The organism is Clostridium uliginosum (assembly GCF_900112485.1).
Classification (GTDB): domain Bacteria; phylum Bacillota; class Clostridia; order Clostridiales; family Clostridiaceae; genus Clostridium; species Clostridium uliginosum.
Window position 1 is genome coordinate 65,466 of sequence record NZ_FOMG01000006.1, and the last position, 24,685, is coordinate 90,150.

Genomic DNA, 24,685 nt, shown 5'->3' on the forward strand with positions numbered 1-24,685 from the left:
CGATGCATCTTTGGTCTGTTATTTTATTTTATGTGCCCAAAGCTATTTTAAGAGAGGATGAGAGTAAATGATAAGAGGTCTTTATACTTCTGTATCGGGATTAATAACATTACAAAATGATGAACAAACGGTTACTAATAATATAGCTAATGTTAATAATAATGGATATAAAAAGAATGTTTTAACAAAGCAAAGTTTTGAAGATGTTATGGTAACTAATAGACAAAATATGTCTGGTAATAAACATGTTGCTAATAAACTTGGAAATTTAAATTTAGGTGTAAAAGTTAATGACATAAAAGCTATTTTTACACAAGGTAGTTTTAAAACTACAGATAGCACGACTGACTTTGGGATTGATGGAAGAGGATTCTTTACAGTTCAAAGAGGTAATGAACGTCTTTTCACAAGATGTGGTGAATTTAAGGTTGATCAACAAGGATATTTAATAACAACTAATGGTGATAAAGTTTTAGGAAAAAATAATACAACAGGTGCTGAAGAACCAATATATGTAGGCTCTGATAAATTTTCTTTAGATAGTAATAATACCCTTCAAAGTACTACAGGCGGTTCAACTTATACTTTATTAACTGCTGATTTTAAAGATTATAATGAGTTAAAGCAAGTTGGAGATAATTATTATTATAAAGCAAATAATCCTATTTATAATGCAAAAGTTAATGTACGTCAATCAGTACTTGAAACATCAAATGTAAATCCAACTGAAGAAATGGTAAAACTTATAGAAATAAAAAGACAATTTGAAACTAATCAAAAATTTGTTAGTATGCAAGATGAGACTATTCAAAAAGCTGCAAATGAAATAGGTGCTGTAAGATAAAGGAGAATAAATTATGTTTAATATATTTAATACTGCCAAAAGTGGTATGAGTGCATATCAAGAAAAACTTGATTACCTTTCAAATGATTTAGTTAATACTTCAACAACAGGTTATAAAGCTACAGACGTTCAATTTAATAATCTTTTATCTGAATCATTAGATAGAAAAGGGACTCCGATTGTAAATAAAAGCGCTGTAAATGGAACTGGAGTTAGGCTTGGTATGGATTATAGAAAAGATACTCAAGGGAACCTTTTAAGTACAGGTAGTAAAACTGATATAGCTATAGAGGGAAAAGGATATTTTGCTTCAGTGCAAGGAGATGGATCTATTGCGTATACTAGGGATGGAAATCTTAAAATTGATTCTAATGGAGCATTAGTTGATACTAAGGGAAATAGAGTCTACATACAATATGAAGCTGGTATGGCAGAGGGAACACCAAGACTTTCAAGTGAAGATGTATCTATAGACGAAAATGGTGGGATATCAACAAAAGTTGATGGAAATTATGTTAAAGTTGGACAAATACCTGTATTTACAGCTATTGGAGATAAAGCATTTTTAGCTTTAGGTAACAACTATTTTACACCTACTGCAGATGCACAAATAACACAAAGTACTGGTTATTCTATACATCAAGGCTTTTTAGAAGGTTCAAATGTTGATACATCAGAAGTATTTACAGATATTATAAGTACTCAAAGAGCATTTCAATTAAGTTCAAAAGGAATAACAACGGCAGATGATATATGGGGAATGATTAACAATATGGCAAAGTAAGAATTATAATTTTGTAATACTATACTATTACAAAATTATCTACTGTACGTATTTTTAATATATATGTTCTAAAAATAATTGTTCATTTAAATTTATTCAGTGTCTCTAGTATTTATTTAGAGATGCCTATAATTCTACAATTAATATAAAATTATATAGAAAAGACTGCATAAAAATTATATTTATACAGTCTTTTGTTTAGTTATCTTTAGATAATATTGCAGTAGTTAGTGGTGGTATTACTTGTTTCTTTCTTGATAATACTCCAGGTAAGAATGCCATTGAATTTTCTAATTTAATGTTGAATGTTTTTTCTACATATTGAGGCTTTTTACCTTGAACTAGGATTTGTGATCCTTCGTTTAGTATATCAGTTAGAAGTAACATTACTACATCAAAGTTATTATCTTCAGATTGTTTTTTCATGTAAGTTAACATTTCATCTTTTAGTGGCATAAATCCATCTATATCCATAGTGTTAACTTGAGCCACTCCTATTTTACAGTCTGATATGCTAAATGGTTTGAAATCTTGATTAAAAATTTCAGATACTGTTTTTCCTTTTAAGGAAGTACCAGCTTTGAACATTTCTTTTGCAAAATCTTCAAGATTTATTTCAGCTATTTCAGCTAATCTATCACAGATTCTTTTATCTTGATCTGTAGAAGTAGGACTTCTAAATAATAAAGTATCAGAAATAATTGCACCACATAAAAGTCCAGCAACTTGTTTAGATGGTTTTATGCCATGTTCAAAATAGCACTTAGCAACTATAGTTGATGTACTACCAAGTGGTTCATTTCTAAAATATATTGGACTATTTGTTTGAATATCAGCAACTCTGTGATGATCTAAAATTTCTAAAATTTCAGCCTCTTCTAATCCATCGACAGATTGACCTCTTTCATTATGATCTACTTGGATGACTCTTTTCTTATGATCGGATATAAGATGATATCTTGAAATAGTGCCTACAACTCTACCTTCTACATCAGTTACAGGATAACTATTATATCTGGTTTTTACCATAATATCTTTAATATCTTCAACTAAATCATCAGTTGAAAAAGAAATTAAATCTTTTTTTGCCATTACATAATTTACAGGTATACTTTGAATTATTAATCTTGAAGCAGTAAAAGAATCATGAGGGGTACTTATTACAGTAACTCCATTTTCTTTCGCTTTGGCAAGTAAGTCATCTGCTAAAGCATGAGAACCAGTGATTATAATTAATGAAGTTTTTATATTAATTAATTCTTCTTGAACATCATGTCTATCACCTACAATAGCAATATCACCTTCATCAATTATTTCTTTTAAACTATCAGGTTGCATTGCTGTAACAGTAATTTTGCCTGGAAATTTTTTAACAGTTTCATTTATGTATATTGGTGTAGCGCAAAGAGTATCGATTATGTTATTTATAGAAGTTTTACTTTTTGCTAAAATATTATTATCCCATATATCCATATAGGATGATGTTAAGTTTGAAATTGAAAGTACACCAACTAACCTATCATTACTATCAGCAACAGGTAATGACTTAAGATGATTATCTCTCATTATATTCCAAGCCATTTTTAAAGAAAGATCTGGATCAATTGGATTAAGGTTATCTATTTTTAAATCTTCTACCTTAAGTTTTACAGTTTCTAAATATTGGGGAGCTTCAACATTAAAGTAATCTAAAATAAACTGTGTTTCTTGGCTTACATTACCTAGTCTTACAGGTACAGCTGGAAGGTCACTAGTTTTATTTTTTAATTCTGCATATCCATATGCAGCACAAATCGAATCTGAATCAGGATTTTTATGTCCAGTTACATAAACTACATTTTTCAAAATAGGTCCTCCTTATTTAGGCATCTCCCAATAAATAACTAGTCAGTATTCTTATCTTTTTTGAATTATACTGTGTCAGTAAAGGTAGCTAATAACAGTAGTATTAACTTCCGTCACTTTCTTGTCTAGTTCAAAAAATCCTAAGAATATTTGACTAGTTATTTATTTTACAATGCCTTATATAAAATTATAGTATATATTTTACTTGTAAAATTCAATAATGTAAAGTTTATAACTGATTTAGGTATCTCGAAAAAATAATTAGGCATATGAAAGAAAATAACCAGTCAAAGATGCAACATATATTTTGCTCCACACTTTAGGCAGATGAAAGAATATAATAGAGCAAAGGTGCATCGTATATTTGGTGTCAGACAAGGAGGCAATTTCTGTTAATAGCGAGCTATTAGCTGAATTTGCCGACGTAGTATGACGTAAAATATACATGCATACTGGTCTATTATTTTTTTGAATGTGCCTTATTGATATATACTATCATAAAATTACATCTTTTCATCTAGCACAAAATATATAACACATACTTAATCGCTATTTTTTTTAGATGCTTTAAAAAAATCATCATAACTTTTATAAAGGAAAATATATATAGTTATATGAGGATAAGGCATATTCAAAATAATAAGTGAGTATGGCTAAGAAGAGGGAGGGTAATTTGTGATACAGGAAAAGGAACTAATAAAGGGACTTAGTACAAAGGAAGCAGAGAAAAGAATTAAAAACTTTGGGCTCAATGAACTTCAGCATAAAAAAAAGACATCAGCCTTTAAAATATTTCTTTCACAATTTAATGACTTTATTGTTTGGGTGTTAATTGCAGCAACAATAATTTCAGGAATAATTGGAGATAAAGCAGATGCAATTACTATACTAATTATAGTTTTTGTTAATGCAATATTAGGGTTTGCTCAAGAGTTTAAAACAGAGAAGTCATTAGAAGCATTAAAAGATTTAGCAGCGCCAACGTGTAAAGTCCTAAGAGATGGAAGCATAAAAATCATTAATTCTATATATTTAACAATTGGTGATGTAGTTATTGTAGAAGCTGGAGATAGAATACCAGCGGATGGTATGTTTATTGAAGGAATAGGAATAGTTGTAGATGAATCATTATTAACAGGAGAATCAGTAGGCGTTGATAAAGATTCAAATAGAAAGAATAGTAAAGGGTATATGGGTACAACAATAGTTAAAGGAAGAGGTCTATTTAAGGTTGATTCTATTGGAATGAAAACTGAAATGGGGAAAATAGCACATTTACTTCAAAATATTGAGGAAGAAAAATCTCCTTTAAATAAAAGATTAGATTCACTTGGTAAGGTTTTAGTTATTATTTGTTTAGTAGTATGTTTCATTGTTACTGGAATGGGAATACTTCGTGGAAATGATATAACTGAAATGTTTTTACTTGGAGTAAGTTTAGCAGTAGCTGCTATTCCAGAAGGTTTAGCAGCTATTGTAACAGTGGCATTAGCACTCGGAGTATCGAGAATGCTAAAAAGAAATGCCTTAATAAGAAAGCTTCCAGCAGTAGAAACACTTGGATGTACTTCAGTAATATGTTCTGATAAGACAGGAACTCTAACTCAAAATAAGATGACTGTAAAAGAAGCTTATTTAAATGGCAAAATATATGAATTAGATAAAGAAAAACTAAATGATTATACTAAATTAATGAAAGCGCTTGTTTATTGTAATGATTGTAATTATGATTTTTCTAAGAAAAATATGAAAGAAGTGCTTCATGGGGAGCCCACAGAAACTGCGTTAATAAATATGTTTTTTAAGGATGTAGCACCTCTTAGGGCTTTTGTATCAAATATTGAAAGAATATATGATATTCCTTTTGATTCAACAAGAAAGATGATGTCAGTAATAGTTAGGGAAGATGGTAAAGAATCTTGTTATGTTAAGGGAGCACCAGAGAGACTTATAGATAAATGTTCATTTATATTAGAAAACAATAAAATAAAGCCATTAACATATCAAAAGAAGAAACAAGTTTCGTCTTTTATTGAAGCAATGTCATCTAGAGCTTTAAGGTGTATAGCATGTGCTTATAAGGAAGAGGGATTAATTAAAAATGATAGGTTAGAAGAAAATCTTATATTTGTAGGAGTTGTAGGAAGCATTGATCCACCAAGAGAAGAAGCTAGAGATGCAGTTCTTAAATGTAAACTTGCAGGAATAAAACCTGTTATGATAACGGGAGATCATAAAAACACAGCACTTGCAATTGCCAAAGCTTTAAACATATGTAATAGTGAGGATCAAGTAATAACTGGAGAAGAAATTGAGAAAATAAATGATGATGAACTAGGTAAGAGGATAAATAAAATAAGAGTATTTGCTAGAGTTTCACCAAATCATAAATTAAGAATAGTTAGGGCATTTAAGAAAAAAGGTAATATAGTTGCTATGACAGGTGATGGTGTAAATGATGCACCAGCAATAAAAGAATCAGATATTGGAATAGCAATGGGAATATCAGGGACTGATGTAACTAAAGAGGCATCATCAATGATTCTTATGGATGATAATTTTTCAACAATAGTAGCAGCCGTTGAAGAGGGTAGAATAATTTATGATAACATAAGAAAGTTTATAAGGTATCTTTTATCTTGTAACCTAGGAGAAGTGTTAACAATGTTTTTAGCAACATTATTTTATCTTCCTAATCCATTAAGTCCAATACAAATTTTACTTGTAAATTTAGCTACTGATGGCCTTCCAGCCATAGCACTAGGAGTTGATCCAGCGGATAAAGATATAATGAGACAAACTCCAAGAGAAAAGGATGAAAGTATATTTGCTAGGGGATTAGTAGAAAAAATAGTAGTTAGAGGAACATTAATAGGAATATGTACATTATTATCATTTATGATAGGTAGATATTATGGAATGAATTTAGAGACTTGTAGAACTTTAGCATTATGTACATTAGTAATGTCACAATTAATACATGTATTTGAATGTAGATCAGAAAGACACTCTATTTTTGAAATTAAACTATTCACAAATCCATATTTAGTCGGAGCTGTATTAATATCAATAATAATGATTACAAGTGTTTTATATGTTCCATTTTTAAGAGGAATATTCCATACAGTACCATTATCTATTAGCCAATGGTTAATAGTAATGTTTTTCTCAGGAATAATAGCTCTAATAAATAGTGTATATCTCTTAATAAAAACTAAATAGATTAGCCATACTGACTCGTTATTTTTTTGAATATGCCTAAGGCTAAATAGATGGCATACAATTGTTAAAATTGCATGCCATCTATTTATTCAAACAAGATTTAATATATATATGTTCTAATTAATCTAGTTCATATTTTTATGTGTTATCTAAGATATAACATATTTTTAAAATTTAGATGAACAATCTTTTGTAAAACTTATATATAAAAACTATCTTCTCATTTTAGTAGCTTGTTGACGTGATCTTTTTATTTGACTATGATCTACAGGTACTAAATCTTTTTTTGTAGTAAGATTTAATACATTCATTATTTGAACTGCTTCAGTAGTATCTTTTTTCTTGATTTTTTCTCCCTTAATACCCATAATCATAACTTTATGACCTTGAGCTATAGAAATAAATTCAGGTTTCTTAAACCATCTATTTTTTTTATAAAAACATTTAACTACTGATTTACCTACTTCAGGTTTAACAATAAGTTCTACTAGCATTGTATTAAATATTAAATAACTCTTTTCAATGATTTTCACAGATAAAATTGTCCCAGCTGTACTTGTAATTCTATCTCCATATTTTTCAAGATAAGCATCTTGAAAATATTTACTAAATTTTCCGCTAAATTTTTCTTTTAAACTCATATGAATTCTCCTTTTTGTTAATGATTTATTTATTAAAAAATTATCCTATTATATCAAGCCTATTATATCATAATATTTAATGAATTTATAATACAAACATAAATTCATTAAATATATATGTTCTAATTAAGTTAATACATTTATAAATACTCTAAGATTTATAAATGTATTAACTTTATTGGAACTTATATATTATTAAAAATTTTACTGCACATGTTTTTTATATTTAGGAAGTATTTTATATTAGGCATATTAAAATATTTAACAAGTCAGTATGCTAGTCTATTTTAAGTCATACTGCGTCAATAAAACCAGCCCATAGATTGCTATGAGTTAATTTCATCTCCTTGTTTGACACCCAATATACGTCGCATCTTTGACTTGTTATTTTTTTTAATATGCCTTAGTTTTAAATTATAAAAATTATTAAATTAAAATTTACAGAATAAAGTTGAAATATATAATATACTCAGTTACAATATAATAAAATAGAATAACGTTGCTAGGGGTGCCATTTTTTTGGCTGAGAAGGAAAATATCCTAACTCTAATAACCTGATGTGGTTAGTACCATCGTAGGGAAGCATAATAATTATATATTTAATTGTATTTTTAAGCTTGCTTTACGCAAGCTTTTTTTTTATATACAAATGCTAAACTAAGGTAGTTTTCACACCAAATAACAATAAAGAATTTTACATAATATAAAAGGAGGAATTTTAAATGAATTACACAACTCAAATGGATGCAGCTAAAAAAGGTATTATTACTCACGAGATGAAAGTTGTATCAGAAAAAGAAAATATCGATGTAGAGATTATTAGAGGATTAATTGCAGAGGGCAAGATTGTAATACCAGCTAATAAAAATCATAAGAATATTAGTGCAGAAGGCGTTGGACAAGGCTTGAGAACAAAGATTAATGTTAATTTGGGAATTTCTAAAGATTGTCAAAATTTTGATTTAGAGTTAGAAAAGGTTCGTACTGCAATTGAGATGAAAGCTGAAGCAATTATGGATCTTTCAAACTATGGTAAAACAGAAGGTTTAAGAAAAAAAATTATAGATATTTCACCAGCTATGATTGGAACAGTTCCAATATATGATGCTTTAGGTTTTTATGATAAAGAATTAAAAGATATTACTGTAGATGAGTTTTTTGATGTAGTAGAGAAACATGGAAAAGATGGAGTAGACTTCATAACAATTCATGCAGGAATCAATAAAGAAACTATTGAAACACTTAAGAGAAATAAAAGACTTACAAACATAGTATCAAGAGGTGGATCATTATTGTTTGCATGGATGGAATTGAATAAAAAAGAAAATCCATTTTATGAATACTTTGACAGATTATTAGATATATGTGCAAAATACGATATGACTATTTCATTAGGGGATGCTTGTAGACCAGGATCACTTAATGATGCTACAGATGCATCTCAAATTAAAGAATTAATAACTTTAGGTGAATTGACAAAGAGAGCATGGGAGAAGAATGTTCAAATTATAATTGAAGGACCAGGACATATGCCATTAAATGAAATTAAGGCAAATATGCTTCTTCAAAAAAAATTATGTTATGGAGCACCTTTTTATGTATTAGGACCTTTAGTTACAGATGTAGCTCCAGGATATGACCACATTACATCAGCAATAGGGGGAGCAATTGCAGCAACTTATGGTGCTGACTTTTTATGTTATGTAACACCTGCAGAACATTTAAGATTACCTAATTTAGAAGACATGAAAGAGGGTATTGTTGCAACTAGAATAGCAGCTCATGCAGCAGATATAGCTAAAGGTATTCCTAATGCAATTGATTGGGATAATGAAATGAGTGCAGCTAGAGCAGATTTAGATTGGGAAGGTATGATTGGCTTATCAATAGATCCTGAAAAAGCTAAAAGGTATAGAGAAGAATCAAAGCCACATGATGCAGAAACATGCACTATGTGTGGAAAAATGTGTTCAATGAGAACAATGAAAAAGATATTAAATGGAGAAGATTTAAATATAATTAGAGATTAGGCATACTGACTTGTTATTTATTTTAATGTGCCTTAAGGCATCTAAAAAAATAATAGTCCAATATTTCTAAGATAGCACACAAAAAATGGTAGATATAATTTGCTATGGATACTAGTGAAGTATACTTAAGAGTTTTATTATTTTTAAGGCAAAATTTTGGCAAACTTGCATATAATAAAATAGTGCCAAATTTTAAATCAGAAATAATAAAACGTTAAAGTAAAATTCATGATGTATAACATTGCAAATATATCTACATTTTTAAGTATAGATGAAATATAAGGGAAGAGGAGACAAAAAATAGAGATATGAATTCCTTTAGCGGCTAGTACTCAAAGTTTAGTATTAGCTATATTTTAGTTTGATAGAAAATAAAAGAAACAAGAAAAATTTTCTATAGACACAAAGATGACATAAATATGTTTTATACTGAATTTATAAGTTAGGGCAAAATATTTTTTTAATATATAGTATAATGACATTATATGTTGGGTGTTTAGGGGGAGATTATAATAGATATTAATATAAGACAAATTTGTGATGCAACTATAGATAATTATATAAATGCTAAAGAAAAATTGAGGTATGATGGGGATTATATTAACCATTTTTCAGCATTGCTTAATGGATATAACAATACAAAGATTTCATTTAATGAAATTAAGGAGATAAGAAAATTTATAAATGATAATACATCGAGGATGTCTCCATTTAGAGGAGATATTTTATATATACTATCTTTTTTAATATTATCTAATGATAAAAATGCAAATAAAAATAAATTAGTGCTTGATATAATAGATGTATTTGATTTATTGGTAGCGGAAAATTTTAAGGCTTCTGAGTATTTAATTTTATCTGCATATTCAATAGTACGATATGTAAACTTGGAGAGTAGAAGTGATATTATATATAAAACTAAGAGTATTTTTAATACTATAAAATCAAAGTATGGAAATGTAACAAAAGAAGATGATTATTTATTCTGTACTTTGTTAGCTATAAACTGTTCTGAATTTAACTCAATGACAGAATATATGGAATTGGTTTTTGAATATATGGCTGACTTAGATTTATTTTCAAATAATGGAGTTCAAGGATTGACTAATACAATATTATTAAACAGTGATGAAAATGCAGTATGTAAGATAGAAGAACTTTTAATTGCTTTAGAAAAAAATAATTTTAAGATAAGTCATCAATTTGTATGTGTATTAGGAGCTTTAGTGAAAGATCAAGATTTAAGAGAAAGTATGAATAATATGAGGGAAGTTGTAAATTATTTGTGCAGTGAAGAAAGTGAGTATGAATTCTATATAGATAAAGGATTCAGAGATATGATTGCACTTGTAATTGTTTTCATGAACAAAGGAGATAAAAATGCAAAGTATATAGATGAGTTATTGGCATTTAGCACATACTCATTTTTAGTAAGTAAAAATCAAGGAGTTTTTAATGAAATATTAGCTTAGGCATATAAAAGAAAATAACAAGTCAAAATGTAACTGATTTTTTATTTTGGCTATGTTTTAAAATATCAACATTCACTTAAAACATTCATTAGAATAAAAAGTAGTAAAATTTAATGATTAGTAATATAATTTTTAACTTAAATAACTAGCGTATTGCTAGTTATTTTTTTGAAATGTCCATAAATAAAAAAAAGTATATCTATTTTATGAGTTGAAGAATATTAATATTATATATTACTAATTTAAGGAGGAAACTGCTTTTGAAGATTTCAATAAAGTTTAAACCTTATAAAAAACTTCAAAGTGGATATAATTTATGAAAAAAGAGTTAATTCCAAGTGAAGTTATTTTTAATTGTTCTTTTAAAGAATTATCAGATAATGATGATTTTGCTGAAATACCAGAAGTAATATCAAGATTAAACGATATAAAGAGGGCTTTGAAAATTAAAAAAGATGGATACAATCTATACTATATTGATTCATTTTCAAAGGATAAGTTAAATAATTTAATTAAATATGTTTCTAATATATATGAGGAAGAGGATTCACCAAAGGATATATGTTATGTAACAACAGACAAGCCATTATCTCCTAAAGTATTATTTTTGCCTAGCGGAAAAGGAAGCTTGTTAAAAGAAAAAATTGAAGAAATAAAAGATGAGTATTTTGAATGTATAATGAATTTTTATAATGGTTCTTCTGATGTAGAAAAAGAGAATATAATTCAAGAAATAACTGAAAAAAGAAATAAGTATATATCTAATTTAATGGATACAGCAAAAGCTCATAATTTTGATGTTAAAGCGACAAGTGGTGGATTTGTTTTTATTCCTTTAAAGGAAAAAGGAAAGGAAATGACAGAAGAGGAGTATGATGAGCTAGAAAGTGAAAATCAAACTACTATTCAAGAACAAGTATCAGAACTTAAAAAAGAAGCAAAAGAGGTTTTAGAAAAGTTAACAAATATTGAGAAGGAATCCATAGAAAAACTAAAAAAAATTTATACGAGATATCTAAAACGTGATATGAAAGAAAGTAAGGATGATTTATTATTTGAATTTGTAACAGATGATGGAGTATGCATGTATCTTGCACAGATGTTTGATTGGTTTGAAGATGAAATAGTTTCATGCTATACAATAAGTTTAGAGGAAGATGACAAGGAAATAGATGAAATATTTATAAAATATGAAGTTAATGTTCTTGTTGATAATAAAAACAATCCACATCCAAAAGTAATTTTTGAAGAAGATCCGACTATAAATAATTTAATTGGTAACATTGAATATAAAAATAATAATGGAATATATACAACTGATATATCATTAATAAATGCAGGAAGTTTATTAAAAGCTAATGAAGGGTGTTTAATATTAAGATTAAGCTCTTTAATAAATAGTGGATATAGTTATTATTATTTAAAGAAAGCATTAATGATGGGGAAAATAGATTATAACTATACTAAGAGTTATTTAGATGTTTTATCTATAGAAGGATTAAAACCAGAGGAAATTCCTATTAATGTAAAGGTGATATTAATAGGAGATTATCAAAGTTTTAGTTTGCTTTATGAAAGAGATGAAGATTTTAAACGATTATTTCCATTAAAAGTTGAAGCTGATATAGAATTAAAATGTAATGATAAATCAAGAACAGCAATAGCATATGCTATTAAAAAGAAGGTAAAAGAAGATAATTTGTTAGATATAGATCAAGAAGCTATGGAAGAAATATTTAAATTTTTATCTAGAATTATAGGTAATAGAAATAAAATTTCTGTTGATGATTATTATATTAATAATTTATTATATTTATCTAATGATAAAGCAAGTACAGAGGGAAGACTCACAATAAGTAGAGATGATATTATTTATACTTGCCATAATGATAAAGAAAAAATTCAAGATGAAATATTAGATGAATATAAAAGTAATAAGATATTAATATCAATTAATGGTGCGAAGGTTGGTGCTATTAATGCTCTAGCTGTAATTGGTACAAGCCTTTATAACTTTGGTAAGCCTATGAGAGTAACTTGCTTAGCACTTAAGGGAGAAGGTAGAATAATTGATGTTCATAAGGAATGCAAATTAAGTGGAAATATTCATGAAAAATCTATTGCTATATTAAGAGGATTGGTAACTAATTTGTTAAGTCCATATGAAGGATTGCCAGTAGATTTTCAATTGAGCTTTGAACAGACTTATTCAATGATAGAAGGAGATAGTGCTTCAGTTGCAGAAGTAATATGTATTCTTTCTGCACTTAGCAAAAGACCTATAAGACAAAATATTGCAGTTACTGGTTCAATTAACCAATTTGGAGAGGTTCAACCAATTGGTATGGTAAATGAAAAAATTGAAGGATTTTTTAAAGTATGTGAAGGCTTAAATGACATGGATGATAAGGGAGTATTAATTCCTAGCATGAATAAAGATGAATTGATTTTAAGTAGTGAAGTAGAAGAGTATATTAAAAGGGGTGCATTTCACATTTATACAATGGATACATTAGAAGATGCAATCGAGGTTCTTATTTTAAAGCAAGGTGAACCTGTTAAAGAATTTTTTAAAACTATTGATGATGAAATGCTCAAATATAAAAGTGCTAAAAGAAAAAAGTAAAATTGTATCAGTTTAAGTAAGATGTTTTAGGGGTATTAAGTAGCTTAATACCCCTATTTTTAGTATCTAAAAGTATAATACGAATAAGGAATATGAAAGGAAATAGCTATAGATTAATAGTTATATATTCAAATTTGTTACAGTAAATTAGAATATTTAGAAAAAAATGTAATAATTGATTTGACGTTGAATAAAATAGTATGTTAAAATATGGTAAAGGCTAGTGAGGAATATTAAGGAGGAGGTGAATTACTCTAAGGGAAGTTTTAGAGTAGTAGGATATGAATTTAAAGTTTGAAAAACATGATGATATTTTAATTATTACTTTTATTGGAGAGTTGGATCATCATAGTGCTGAAGAGGTTAGAGTTAAAATTGATGATAGAATTGATAGAGATAATATAGAAAAAGTAATTTTAAATTTTTCAGGAGTTAGCTTTATGGACAGCTCTGGTATAGGAGTTGTCGTTGGAAGACATAAGAAAATATCTAATAAAGGAGGATCTCTTTGTATTGCCAAGGTTAGTGGAAATGTCAACAAAGTATTTGAATTAACAGGTTTATATAAGGTAATTAAAAACTATAATACTGTAGATGAAGCAGTAAGATGCATTTAGATGGAGGGGTTTATCGTGTATGATAATAAAATGAGTGTGGAATTTGTAAGCAAATCTCAGAATGAAGGTTTTGCAAGAGTTGCTGTTGCAGCATTTGTTTCTCAACTTGATCCAACAATTGCTGAAATAACTGATGTAAAGACAGCAGTATCAGAGGCAGTAACTAACTCTATAATACATGGTTATGAAAATAGAACTGATGGATTAATTAGAGTTGAGGCTGAAATTTATGATAGAGAGATAACTATTTCAATAATAGATAATGGTAAGGGTATTGATGATATACCAAAGGTCATGGAACCATTATATACATCACGTCCTGATTTAGAAAGATCAGGAATGGGTTTTACTGTTATGGAAACATTTATGGATAGTTTAGTTGTGGAAAGTGAAAGTGGGAATGGTACAAGGGTGATAATAAAGAAGAAATTTGACACAGTGAGTTAGGTGAAATAATATGGAAAAAGGGAATTTTAGAAGAGAGGAATATAATTATAATGATAATTCGGAATTATTACCTTTAGCTAAAGCTGGAGATTCTGAGGCTATGAACAAATTAATTGAAATGAATTTACCATTAGTATCATGCATTAGTAAAAAATTTTTAAATAGAGGATATGAGTATGAGGATATATTTCAAATAGGATCTATTGGATTAGTTAAAGCTATAAATAATTTCGATTTAACTTATAATGTTAAATTTTCAACTTATGCAGTACCTATGATTATAGGAGAAATTAAAAGGTTTTTAAGAGATGATGGAATGATAAAAGTAAGTCGTAATGTGAAAAGTTTAGCGAAGAGAATACATTTTGAGAAGGAAGAATTAACAAAAAGACTTAACAGGACACCTACAATAGATGAACTTGCGGAGTTTTCAGGCGTAAACAAGGAAGAAATTGTTTTTGCAATAGAATCTGCAACAAGTCTACAATATCTTTATGATACAATCCACCAAGATGATGGAGCACCAGTTTTATTAATAGATAAGCTTAGTGAAAAAGGTGAAGAAGATATTGGAATGATTAACAAAATAGCACTTAAAGAAGCTTTAAGAAGCTTAGATATGAAAGCAAGACAAATAATTATACTAAGATATTTTAAAGATAAGACTCAGGTACAAGTTGCTAAAATGCTTGGTATAAGTCAAGTGCAAGTATCTAGAATTGAAAAAAAGGTACTTTTAAAAATGAGAGAGAAACTAGAAGATTAAACTTAATCATATGAAAGAAAAATTTAATCAATGCATAATAAAGCATAGGAATTCCATGTTTAATTGTTCATAAAAATAAAGTCACTATTGAGTATAGTGACTTTATTTTTATGGAATAAATTAACGGAGTTAAATTTTATAAATTAACAAATAATAAAAATACATGAATGTATTTGAAATAAAGTAATGCCTAAAAAGGAGAGCGATAAATTTGGTTAAAAATGAAAAATTAATAAAGAAAAAATATGAGGATATGGCAAAGCAGGTTGAGCCTAAGCCAAAGATAGCGCAAAATTGCGCTAAAGCTTTTTTTGTTGGAGGTGCAATCTGTACTGTAGGACAATTTATAAATAACTATGCTTTGAAATTAGGATTTTCAGAAGAGCAAGTTATAATAATGGTACCTATAATAATGATTTTTCTTGGAGCATTATTAACCGGAATAGGAATATATGATAAGATAGCCCAATTTGGTGGAGCTGGAACTGTAGTACCTATAACAGGATTTTCTAATGCTATTGTTTCTCCAGCTATAGAATTTAAAAAAGAAGGTTTTATCTTTGGAGTAGCATCGAAAATGTTTACAATTGCAGGGCCGGTTCTTGTATATGGAATAGGATCTTCAGTAATTATAGGAATTGTTTATTATATAAGTTCATTATTTTAAATACTAATTTTGTTTATATGAGAGAACCTTTAATAATTTGCAAGGAACAATTAGTATATCCTTCACTGAAAATTATAAATTGATTTTAAATATTAAGGTAGGTGTAGATATGAAAACAGATGGCAAGAAACTAGGGAAGCAAACCGTAAAGTTAGAAAATCCTCCTAAAATAATCTCTGCTTATTCAATAGTTGGACCTAAAGAGGGGGATGGTCCTTTAAGGGAATGCTTTGATCAAATATTAAATGATGATACTTGTGGTAAAGATAGTTTTGAAAAAGCTGAAAGTGAAATGATGTTTACAGCTATAACAGAAGCTTTATCTAGAGCCAAACTAAAAGAGACGGATATAGACTACCTTTTTGCAGGTGACTTATTAAATCAAATAATTTCTTCAAGCTTTGCAGCTAGAGAATTTAGTATTCCATTTTTTGGGCTATATGGTGCTTGTTCAACTATGTCAGAATCTTTAAGTTTAGCATCAATAATAATGGATGCTGGATGTGCTAAGTATGTAGTTGCTGCAACATCATCACATTTTAGCTCGGCTGAAAGGCAATTTAGGTTTCCACTTGAATATGGATCTCAAAGATGTGGGACTTGTCAATGGACTGTAACAGGATCTGGAGCCATGGTGTTAGGACATGAAGGAAATTTCCCAGAAGTAACCTATATTACAACAGGCAAGGTAAAGGATTATGGACAAAAAGATCCTAATAATATGGGAGCAGCAATGGTACCAGCAGCAGTTGATACTTTAGTAAGTCATTTTAAAGATACTGGAAGAAAACCTAGTGATTATGATATTATCGCAACAGGTGATTTAGGTAAGGTTGGTAAAGAACTTGCTGACAAGTTAATACAAGAATATGGTTATGACATAAGAGCAAATCATATGGATTGTGGAGAAGCAATTTTTAATGGACAATTACAAAAGACTGATGCTGGGGGAAGTGGATGTGGATGTTCTGCAGTTGTATTTACTGGATATTTATATAAAAAATTAATGCGTAAAGAGATAAAAAGTGTTTTATTAGTTTCGACAGGTGCACTAATGAGTCCCACTTCATCGCTACAAGGAGAAACTATTCCAGGTATAGCTCATGCGGTTGCTATAGAGATGAAGTAAGTTAACTACAAATTAATAAATAATATATAAAAATAATAATTATTTAGATAGGAGAAATACATATGGATTATATAAGTGCTTTTATAGTTGGTGGAGTTATTTGTATAATAGGACAAATATTAATGGATACAACGAAATTAACTCCAGGTAGGATATTAGTTTTATTTGTTACTATTGGAGCAATATTAGGTGCTTTTGGATTATATGATAAATTAGTTGATATAGGAGGTGCAGGTGCTACAGTACCTCTTCCTGGCTTTGGTAATTCATTAGCTAAGGCAGCAATAAAAGAAGTAAAAGAGGTTGGAATATTAGGAGCTTTTACAGGTGGAGTCAAAGGAACAGCTGGAGGGGTTACAGCAGCAATTTTCTTTGGGTATTTAATGGCTATAATATTTAATCCAAAAACAAAAGAATAGAATTAACTTTATTTTTGGTGTATTAGCATTTATACTATAAATAAGAGAAGTATACAATTTTTTAGAATAAGGCATCTTCACAAAATATATGCTACATATTGGACTGTTATTTTTTTAGATGCCTAAGATATTATTAAAGGGTAATAAACAAATATTTTTTATGTTTAGTTTATTGTTTTTCTTAATTTCTAATTAATTAGTTTAGATGGGGGGATTTTTTGAATAAGTATTGTAATAATGCTTGGATTGAAGTTGTAGAGATGCTAAATAGTGATCAAGATAAAGGACTTAATAGCATTGAGTGTGATGCAAGAAGAGAAAAATATGGTACAAACAAAATTGATTTACCAAGTGGAAATAGGATATCTAGAAATATAATAAATATAATTAAACAGGTACATATAATAATCTATTTAATAATTACAATCTTATTATTTATGTTAAAAGCTAATAATTATAAGTATATTATATTAGCATTTTTAATAATAAATATAGTAGGAATTATAGGTTATAATATTAAGCGAGACAAAGAAATAGGAATTTTAGAAAAATTAAATTTTGCAACTTCAATTGTAATACGAGATGGTATTGAACAAGTTATAAAGTCTGAAGAAATTTTAATAGGTGATATAGTAAAATTTAAGAAAGATTCAGCAATTCCAGCGGATATAAGAATAATAAAAGCTATCGATATAAAGGTTGATGAGAAAAACATAACAGGAGAGACTTTTTATAAAGAAAAGTTTGAAAGTAAAATAAGTGGATCAATAAATTCTCTTGGAGAAATGAATAATATTCTTTTTAAAGGCTCCTTAATAAAAGCTGGAGAAGGTGAAGGAATAGTAATTTCTACAGGAAACTCAACTCAGCTTGGGAAATTACTTGCTATGCTAACTTATGCAAGCAATAGAAAACATACGTTAGGAGATAAACTTCAACGAAAATGGGGTAAATACTTATTAATTTATTTTGCTATTCTTATTGTAAGTGTAATATTCTTTATTAATAAAGGAAAATATCCAAACCAATTAGCAAGTGGTCTTTTTGTACTTGGATGCTTTCCAATTTCTGTGACTTCTGTACTAGCCTTTAAATGTATATTGAAAAAATTTTCAAATCAGGATATTCATATAATAAATTTTTCAATTATTGATTTGATAAATGATATTAATATAATATTTTTAGATAAAATAGGAGCAATTACTAAAGAACAAATGGTAGTAAATAAAATATTTACAAATGATGAAATAATTTATTCAAAGAATGTAGAATATACAAAAAATATAAATATTCAAAGGATAATAGATATTTCTTTATTGTGTAATAATTCAATTTACAATGTAGAAGATAAGAATGCAAAAGGTGATTTAACAGAAATAGCTTATTTGCAGTATGCAGCTAAAAAACAGATATATAAATCTATTTTAGATAATAAAAATCAAAGAATAACTGAAATACCAATGGATTCAGATAAGAAAATGTTAACAATTTTAGATAAGATGAAAAAAGGGTATAGGGCTAATGCACGTGGAAATTTGGATTCAGTGTTAGAGAGATGCACTCATATTATGATAGATGGATTAGAGAAAGAGCTTAATGAAGAAGATAAAATAAAGATAAAAGATATTGATATAAAATTTTCTATAGAAGGTTTAATAACTCAAGCATTTGCATATAGAAATTTTAGTTATGAACCATCCACATCAGAAAATATAGAAAGCAACATGGTGTTTGTTGGAATTATTGCATTAGACAATCCTCTTCAAGATAGTATAGAAGAAAAAATAAGAGAAATAAAAGATAACGGAATAGTACCCATTTTATTTACTGAAGAAAATAAGGTTAGTGCTATTACTACAGCTAAAAAAGCGAAGATTATTTTTAAAAATGAGCAGGTTGTGTCTGGAATAGAATTAGATTCATTAAATGAACAAGAATTAAAAGATTTATTAGGAAAGGTTAGAGTGTTTTCTAGAATAAATCCTGAAATAAAATCCCAAATAATATCGTTTTTCAACAAAGATGGATATAAAGTTGCAGCAGCAGGAGAGACATTAGGAGATTTACCATCGTTAAACTTATCAAATGTAGGAATTGCAAAAGGAAATCCTCTTTTGATAGTAAAAAAAGTTTCAGATGTTTACATAAAAGAAAATTATTTAGAAGGTTTCTTTAAAATAAAAGATTTTTCAAGGAAATTTTTTGATAATGTTAACAGAACATTTCAAGGGATTTATACTATAGTTCTTGCAGAATTAATGCTTTTATTAGTTAGTATGATAGGTGGATGTGAAGATGTGTTAGGAGTCTTTAATATCATTTTTATAAATGTAATTTTATTTGTACCATTATCATTAATATTAGTGTTAAAAGAAGGCAGAAGTATAAGAAATAAAGAGATGATAGGGAGAGCAGTGATTTTACTTTCATCAACTATATTCTCAACATATATTGCAAATGAAAGTGCTAAAAATTTAATAGCTTTAATGGTCTTATCAATAGGTTCACTGCTATTCATTACAATAAATAGCAATATTTCTTTTAGACGGGTATCAATAGAAAGAAGGCTTGTGATAATTTCATCTTTCTTAATTGGACTAGCTATAAGTGCTATTTTATTAACTCAGGAAATTATTTTAACAAAAGTAGTATTAATTAATTTAGGTATTACTATAATATCTTTAGTTGTATTTGAAATTTTATTTAAAAGATGGCAAAACTCATTAATGAGGTGAGTTTTTTGGTTTCAAAGAAAATTGAAGAAGTTCATAATCCAATAGTATATATGTTTATAACGTTAGCATTAAGTTCTATTTGTTATGGATTATATTATGATTTTAAGAAGCTTACAACTTTTATTGTAGGCTTCTTTTTTATAGCATTGATTTATTATTGCGGAATTAATTTTACTTGTTTAATGAGTTTATTTTTTGCAATTGGATTGTTTATTAATATTTCTTATTATAGCATCGACTCAGATATAAATTCTTCTATTAGAATAGTCAAAAGGGATAGTTATGGAATTACAGCTTCTTACAAAGGCAAAAAAATGTTTTTAGAAACTAATGATAATAACTTAATAGTTGGAGAAAAGTATAATATAAGTGGTAAAGTTGATAAAACTCAAGATAAAAGTAAAGGTATAGTTGGAAAAATTTCGCCTAGTAATATAACTAAATTAGAAGGGGACTTTATAACTGACCTTTATAGAATTAAAAATAAAGTGTATAAGATGTTAAAGGAAAATTTAGGACAAAGAAAAGCAGGGCTAATATCTTCAATTGCTTTTGGATATTCAGATTATTTAGACAACGAGGACAAAGAAGATATGAAAAACTTTGGAATAATTCATGCTATTAGTGTTTCAGGACTACATGTTGCTATAGTTTACGGATTTTTAAAAAAATTTTCAGGCGATAAAGTAGGATTATTAATTACAATAATATATGTTATATTTACTGGATGTAATTACTCAAGTATTAGAGCCTTTGTAATGCTTGCGTCATTAGAAGGGAGTCATATTCTAAAAAGAAATAATAATTCACTTACAGCGCTTTGCCTTTCAGCTATGGTGTTAATATTAATGAAGCCATATAGTATTTTTGAAATATCATTACACCTATCATATTTAGCAACCTTAGGAATAATACTTTTCAATAAGAAATTTAATAGATCATTATATAAGTTGCCTAGAAAATTAAGAGAGGGGCTAAGCATTACATTATCTGCTCAAGTTTTTACTTTTCCTTATCTAATTTTAATATTTAAAGATTTTTCAATTAATTTTATTATTGGAAATTTATTATTAGTACCTTTTGTTGACATCATAGTTATATGTGGTAATTTATTACCTATCATGTATTTATGTCCTACATTATTTGATTTTTGCAGTTATATTAATTTAATTATTTTAAAAGGATTTGATTGGAGTTTATATAAGTTAAATGATTTTTCATTACCTATGTTTTATGGAAATGAATATGTAGCAAATTTTTATATGTTTTTACTTATAAGTTTTTATTTCATAAAGAAAGGTCATAAGAAATTTATTTATTTGCCAGCAATATGTATCTTTATAATAAGCGTACAAATATATAGCCCGATACCTAAGATTACATATTATAATGAAGGTGCACTTTTAATTACTTATAAGGGAGATAGGGTACTTCTTACAAATAAAACAAATATTGATTTAGATAGATTAAAGAAGTCTACGATGGCTAATATAAGCTACAGAAATAAAAAAATAATTAAGATACAAGATACAGCAAGTATTAAAGAAAGCGGAAAAGATTATATTTTAGATGTTGGAAATAAGAAATATATGTTAAGGATGACAAGTAATAAAACTTCTTATTTGGATTGTGATATAATAAATTTTAAAGATGGAAAGATAAATAAAATTATTATACTAAGAGATAAAATTGTTTTAAGTATTTAAGGCACATTCAAAAAAATGATGCCTTATATATCTTAGTACGTCTTATATAGACGATTAAAGATGATGAAAGGCGGATTTCTTTGATTAATTATGAGGTCTTTGAAAGAGAAATTGAAAAAGGTAATATAAAAGACTCCTATATATTTTGTGGATTGGATGAAGAACTTATTAAAGATGGAATAAATTCAATTATAAAAAAAACAATAGGAGAAGATAAGGATAATCTTAATTTAATAAAGATAGATGGGATGAAAACAAATTTTGATGAAATAATGAATGCATGTGAGACATTTCCACTTATGAGCGAAAAAAAAGTTGTCTTTGTATATAGGGCTAATTTTTTAAGGGATAAGAGTGATGAGGCTTCAAATAATATATATAAATATATTAATGATTATGTATCTAATCTACCACCATATACTATTTTAATAATGTATTATTTATTTAATGATAAAAGAGAGAGAGCAAATAAAAATAAGAAAATAAATTCTTTAGATAAATTAATTACAGTAGTGAATTGTGATAAGTTAAGAAGAGATGCTTATATAAAAAAGATAAGTGACATATTTAAAGATAAGAACAAAGAAATTGGAAAAATTGAACTTATGTACTTTAGTGAGAGGGTACAAAATAATTTTGATATAATAAAAAGAGAAATTGATAAACTTATATCTTATACTGAAGGACGAGAGATAAAAAAAGAAGATATTAATTTATTAATTTCAAATACTGGAGAAGAAGATGTTTTTGATCTAGTTGAATTAATAGCACAAAGGAAAATTGAACTTGCTATGGATATAATGAAGGATATTTTACATAAATCTGATCAACATATGTTAATAATAAGTAATTTAGAAAGACAATTTGAAAAACTTTATGAAATAAAAATAGGATTAAATGAAGGTAAGAAAATACACGATTTTATGTCACAACTTAAATTACCTCAGTTTGTGTGTGAAAAATTAGTTATGCAAAGTCATAGGTTTACAGAAAAGCAATTATCAGGCATCATTAAATTATGTGTTAATACAGAAAAGAATTTAAAATCTAGTGGATTAGATAAAACAATGGAAATGGAGTTGCTTCTTATTAATACATTAACAGTAAAAAAATAAAAAAGGGCAAATAAATAACCCACCAATTTGGTGGGTTTATCAGATTACGCCATAGCGTTTAACTTCGCAGCTAATCTTGACTTCTTTCTAGCAGCCATGTTCTTATGAACAACTCCACTTGAAGCAGCCTTGTCTAATGACTTAACAACTGATGTAAATGCAGTTTTAGCTTCTTCAACACTGTTAGTGCTTACTGCAGTTTCAAACTTCTTGATTACAGTTTTTAATGCTGATTTAATCATTCTATTTCTTAAAGTCTTAGTTTCAGTTACTTTAATTCTTTTTTTTGCTGATTTTATGTTTGCCATTCTTGATTCACCCCCTTAAATTTTTATAGGGCCCCCTGCAGTTTCTGGGGATATCTGCGTAGTATTTAATTTCAACAAACCTTATTATAGCATTGAAAGTTATGTAATTCAAGTATTAAATTCAAACATATAGGAAAAATAATATGGAGTAAGGCATTGTAAAATAAATAACTAAATTTATAGTGAGGTGTAATTATGATAAATGTTAGAACTGATTTAGCGATTGAAGCAAGAGAAATGTATATAAAAAAACATAGTAAAGATATTGATGGAGTTGTTATTGAAGAGGAACAAGATGGAGATATTAAGTTCACCACAGTAAAAGTAAAAAATGAAGAAGGTGCTAAAAAGTTAGGCAAATCTATAGGGAATTATATAACTATAGACATTCCTGAATTCACTATTTATGATGGCGAGATAATGGATGAGGTATCAAAAGTACTATCAAAGGTGGTTAAAAGATTAATTCACGTTAATGAAGAAAAAACAGCATTGGTTGTTGGATTGGGGAATTGGCAGGTAACTCCTGATGCATTAGGACCTAAGGTAACAGAAAAAATAATGGTTACTAGGCATTTGCAAGTTGTAATGCCAGAAGCAATAGATGATTCTGTAAGACCAGTATGTGCGATAGCACCTGGAGTTTTAGGTGTGACAGGAATTGAAACAGGAGAAGTAATTAAGTCTTTAGTAGATAAAGTTAAACCAGACTTAGTAATATGTATAGATGCATTAGCTTCAAGAAGGGTTGAGAGATTAAATAGAACAATCCAAATTTCAGATACAGGAATATCACCGGGAGCTGGCGTTGGTAACAATAGAAAGGAAATAAGTGAAAAATCTTTAGGGGTAAAAGTAATTGCGATAGGAGTACCAACCGTTGTGGATGCTGCAACTATTGCAAATGATTCAATAGATTTAGTTATAGATGAATTAATAAGTCAAGTTTCTTCCGGAAAAGAATTTTATAATATGTTAAAGGATATTGATAAAAATGAAAAGGTGGCACTTATAAAAGAAGTATTATGTGCTCATGTAGGAGATCTAATAGTTGCACCTAAAGATGTGGATATGATAATAGACTCACTTTCTAAGATAATAGCAAATGGAATAAATATGTCATTGCAGCCTAATATGGATATGGAGGACATTAATAAGTTTATAGGTTAAGGAATTGTAAAATAAATAACTAGTCAAAGATTCTTAGAAATTTTTGAATTAGACAAGGAAGTAAAGGCAGTTAATACTACTATTATTGGCTGTCTTTACTGATGCAGTATAGTACAAAAAGGAAAAAAAGACTGACTAGTTA

19 protein-coding genes and 1 riboswitch are annotated in these 24,685 nt (G+C 27.8%); of the genes, 16 read left to right on the forward strand and 3 right to left on the reverse strand.

The window, feature by feature from the left end; translation table 11 throughout:
* Nucleotides 1–67: 67 nt before the first annotated feature.
* Complete coding sequence (locus BM027_RS05825) at nucleotides 68–844, forward strand: flagellar hook-basal body complex protein (protein ID WP_090089559.1); 777 nt, start codon at nucleotides 68–70, stop codon at nucleotides 842–844.
* A gap of 13 nt (nucleotides 845–857) precedes the next feature.
* Nucleotides 858–1,628 carry a flagellar hook-basal body complex protein gene (locus BM027_RS05830; protein WP_090089561.1) on the forward strand — a complete coding sequence of 257 codons (771 nt, stop codon included), beginning with the start codon at nucleotides 858–860 and terminating at the stop codon, nucleotides 1,626–1,628.
* Nucleotides 1,629–1,826: 198 nt separating this feature from the next.
* On the opposite strand, the gene BM027_RS05835 is transcribed toward BM027_RS05830, so the two are convergent.
* Nucleotides 1,827–3,473: a putative manganese-dependent inorganic diphosphatase gene (locus BM027_RS05835; protein ID WP_090089563.1), complete on the reverse strand. Its 1,647-nt coding sequence runs from the start codon at nucleotides 3,471–3,473 to the stop codon at nucleotides 1,827–1,829.
* A gap of 675 nt (nucleotides 3,474–4,148) precedes the next feature.
* Between BM027_RS05835 and BM027_RS05840 the strand changes: the two genes are divergently transcribed.
* Nucleotides 4,149–6,695 (forward strand): calcium-translocating P-type ATPase, PMCA-type, encoded by a 2,547-nt coding sequence (locus BM027_RS05840; RefSeq protein ID WP_090089566.1) that lies wholly within the window; start codon nucleotides 4,149–4,151, stop codon nucleotides 6,693–6,695.
* 212 nt (nucleotides 6,696–6,907) lie between these two features.
* On the opposite strand, the gene BM027_RS05845 is transcribed toward BM027_RS05840, so the two are convergent.
* Nucleotides 6,908–7,336, reverse strand: a complete 429-nt coding sequence (locus BM027_RS05845; protein WP_090089569.1) for a hypothetical protein — start codon at nucleotides 7,334–7,336, stop codon at nucleotides 6,908–6,910.
* A gap of 494 nt (nucleotides 7,337–7,830) precedes the next feature.
* Nucleotides 7,831–7,934: riboswitch (TPP riboswitch) on the forward strand.
* A gap of 124 nt (nucleotides 7,935–8,058) precedes the next feature.
* Here BM027_RS05845 and thiC point away from each other — a divergent pair.
* From thiC to holA, 12 genes are all read left to right on the forward strand, one after another.
* Complete coding sequence (gene thiC, locus BM027_RS05850; RefSeq protein WP_090089572.1) at nucleotides 8,059–9,366, forward strand: phosphomethylpyrimidine synthase ThiC; 1,308 nt, start codon at nucleotides 8,059–8,061, stop codon at nucleotides 9,364–9,366.
* Between the two features lie 560 nt (nucleotides 9,367–9,926).
* Nucleotides 9,927–10,838 (forward strand): DUF4003 family protein, encoded by a 912-nt coding sequence (locus tag BM027_RS05855; protein WP_278320218.1) that lies wholly within the window; start codon nucleotides 9,927–9,929, stop codon nucleotides 10,836–10,838.
* A 316-nt stretch (nucleotides 10,839–11,154) separates the two neighbouring features.
* Nucleotides 11,155–13,464 (forward strand): AAA family ATPase, encoded by a 2,310-nt coding sequence (locus BM027_RS05860; RefSeq protein WP_090089576.1) that lies wholly within the window; start codon nucleotides 11,155–11,157, stop codon nucleotides 13,462–13,464.
* Between the two features lie 281 nt (nucleotides 13,465–13,745).
* Nucleotides 13,746–14,081 (forward strand): anti-sigma F factor antagonist, encoded by a 336-nt coding sequence (spoIIAA, locus tag BM027_RS05865; protein WP_090089579.1) that lies wholly within the window; start codon nucleotides 13,746–13,748, stop codon nucleotides 14,079–14,081.
* Between the two features lie 15 nt (nucleotides 14,082–14,096).
* Nucleotides 14,097–14,528 carry an anti-sigma F factor gene (gene spoIIAB / locus BM027_RS05870; RefSeq protein ID WP_090089582.1) on the forward strand — a complete coding sequence of 144 codons (432 nt, stop codon included), beginning with the start codon at nucleotides 14,097–14,099 and terminating at the stop codon, nucleotides 14,526–14,528.
* Between the two features lie 10 nt (nucleotides 14,529–14,538).
* Complete coding sequence (sigF, locus tag BM027_RS05875; protein ID WP_090089585.1) at nucleotides 14,539–15,294, forward strand: RNA polymerase sporulation sigma factor SigF; 756 nt, start codon at nucleotides 14,539–14,541, stop codon at nucleotides 15,292–15,294.
* A gap of 211 nt (nucleotides 15,295–15,505) precedes the next feature.
* Nucleotides 15,506–15,961 (forward strand): stage V sporulation protein AC, encoded by a 456-nt coding sequence (gene spoVAC, locus BM027_RS05880; protein WP_423230319.1) that lies wholly within the window; start codon nucleotides 15,506–15,508, stop codon nucleotides 15,959–15,961.
* Nucleotides 15,962–16,070: 109 nt separating this feature from the next.
* The gene (gene spoVAD / locus BM027_RS05885) at nucleotides 16,071–17,090 is read left to right on the forward strand and encodes a stage V sporulation protein AD (protein WP_090089761.1); all 1,020 of its coding nucleotides are present in this window, start codon (nucleotides 16,071–16,073) and stop codon (nucleotides 17,088–17,090) included.
* A gap of 62 nt (nucleotides 17,091–17,152) precedes the next feature.
* Nucleotides 17,153–17,509, forward strand: a complete 357-nt coding sequence (gene spoVAE, locus BM027_RS05890) for a stage V sporulation protein AE (protein ID WP_090089588.1) — start codon at nucleotides 17,153–17,155, stop codon at nucleotides 17,507–17,509.
* 218 nt (nucleotides 17,510–17,727) lie between these two features.
* Nucleotides 17,728–20,244, forward strand: a complete 2,517-nt coding sequence (locus BM027_RS05895) for a P-type ATPase actuator domain-containing protein (protein WP_090089590.1) — start codon at nucleotides 17,728–17,730, stop codon at nucleotides 20,242–20,244.
* A gap of 5 nt (nucleotides 20,245–20,249) precedes the next feature.
* Entirely contained in the window at nucleotides 20,250–21,950 is a 1,701-nt protein-coding gene (locus tag BM027_RS05900) for a ComEC/Rec2 family competence protein (RefSeq protein WP_090089593.1), read from the forward strand.
* An 80-nt stretch (nucleotides 21,951–22,030) separates the two neighbouring features.
* Entirely contained in the window at nucleotides 22,031–23,065 is a 1,035-nt protein-coding gene (holA, locus tag BM027_RS05905; protein WP_090089596.1) for a DNA polymerase III subunit delta, read from the forward strand.
* Between the two features lie 44 nt (nucleotides 23,066–23,109).
* Here the strand turns inward: holA and rpsT are convergent, their stop codons facing one another.
* A complete protein-coding gene (gene rpsT, locus BM027_RS05910; RefSeq protein WP_090089598.1) occupies nucleotides 23,110–23,373 on the reverse strand; it encodes a 30S ribosomal protein S20 in 264 nt (87 codons plus the stop codon).
* Between the two features lie 195 nt (nucleotides 23,374–23,568).
* Here rpsT and gpr point away from each other — a divergent pair, with 195 nt between their 5' ends.
* Entirely contained in the window at nucleotides 23,569–24,543 is a 975-nt protein-coding gene (gene gpr / locus BM027_RS05915) for a GPR endopeptidase (RefSeq protein WP_090089601.1), read from the forward strand.
* Nucleotides 24,544–24,685 lie beyond the last annotated feature (142 nt).

Excerpts from the sequence above, each read along its gene's own strand:
- BM027_RS05825 (WP_090089559.1), top strand. The coding sequence starts at position 68 with ATGATAAGAGGTCTTTATACTTCTGTATCGGGATTAATAACATTACAA.
- BM027_RS05830 (WP_090089561.1), top strand. The coding sequence starts at position 858 with ATGTTTAATATATTTAATACTGCCAAAAGTGGTATGAGTGCATATCAA.
- BM027_RS05845 (WP_090089569.1), bottom strand. The coding sequence starts at position 7,336 with ATGAGTTTAAAAGAAAAATTTAGCGGAAAATTTAGTAAATATTTTCAA.
- thiC (WP_090089572.1), top strand. The coding sequence starts at position 8,059 with ATGAATTACACAACTCAAATGGATGCAGCTAAAAAAGGTATTATTACT.
- BM027_RS05860 (WP_090089576.1), top strand. The coding sequence starts at position 11,155 with ATGAAAAAAGAGTTAATTCCAAGTGAAGTTATTTTTAATTGTTCTTTT.
- spoIIAA (WP_090089579.1), top strand. The coding sequence starts at position 13,746 with ATGAATTTAAAGTTTGAAAAACATGATGATATTTTAATTATTACTTTT.
- sigF (WP_090089585.1), top strand. The coding sequence starts at position 14,539 with ATGGAAAAAGGGAATTTTAGAAGAGAGGAATATAATTATAATGATAAT.
- spoVAD (WP_090089761.1), top strand. The coding sequence starts at position 16,071 with ATGAAAACAGATGGCAAGAAACTAGGGAAGCAAACCGTAAAGTTAGAA.
- spoVAE (WP_090089588.1), top strand. The coding sequence starts at position 17,153 with ATGGATTATATAAGTGCTTTTATAGTTGGTGGAGTTATTTGTATAATA.
- rpsT (WP_090089598.1), bottom strand. The coding sequence starts at position 23,373 with ATGGCAAACATAAAATCAGCAAAAAAAAGAATTAAAGTAACTGAAACT.
- gpr (WP_090089601.1), top strand. The coding sequence starts at position 23,569 with ATGATAAATGTTAGAACTGATTTAGCGATTGAAGCAAGAGAAATGTAT.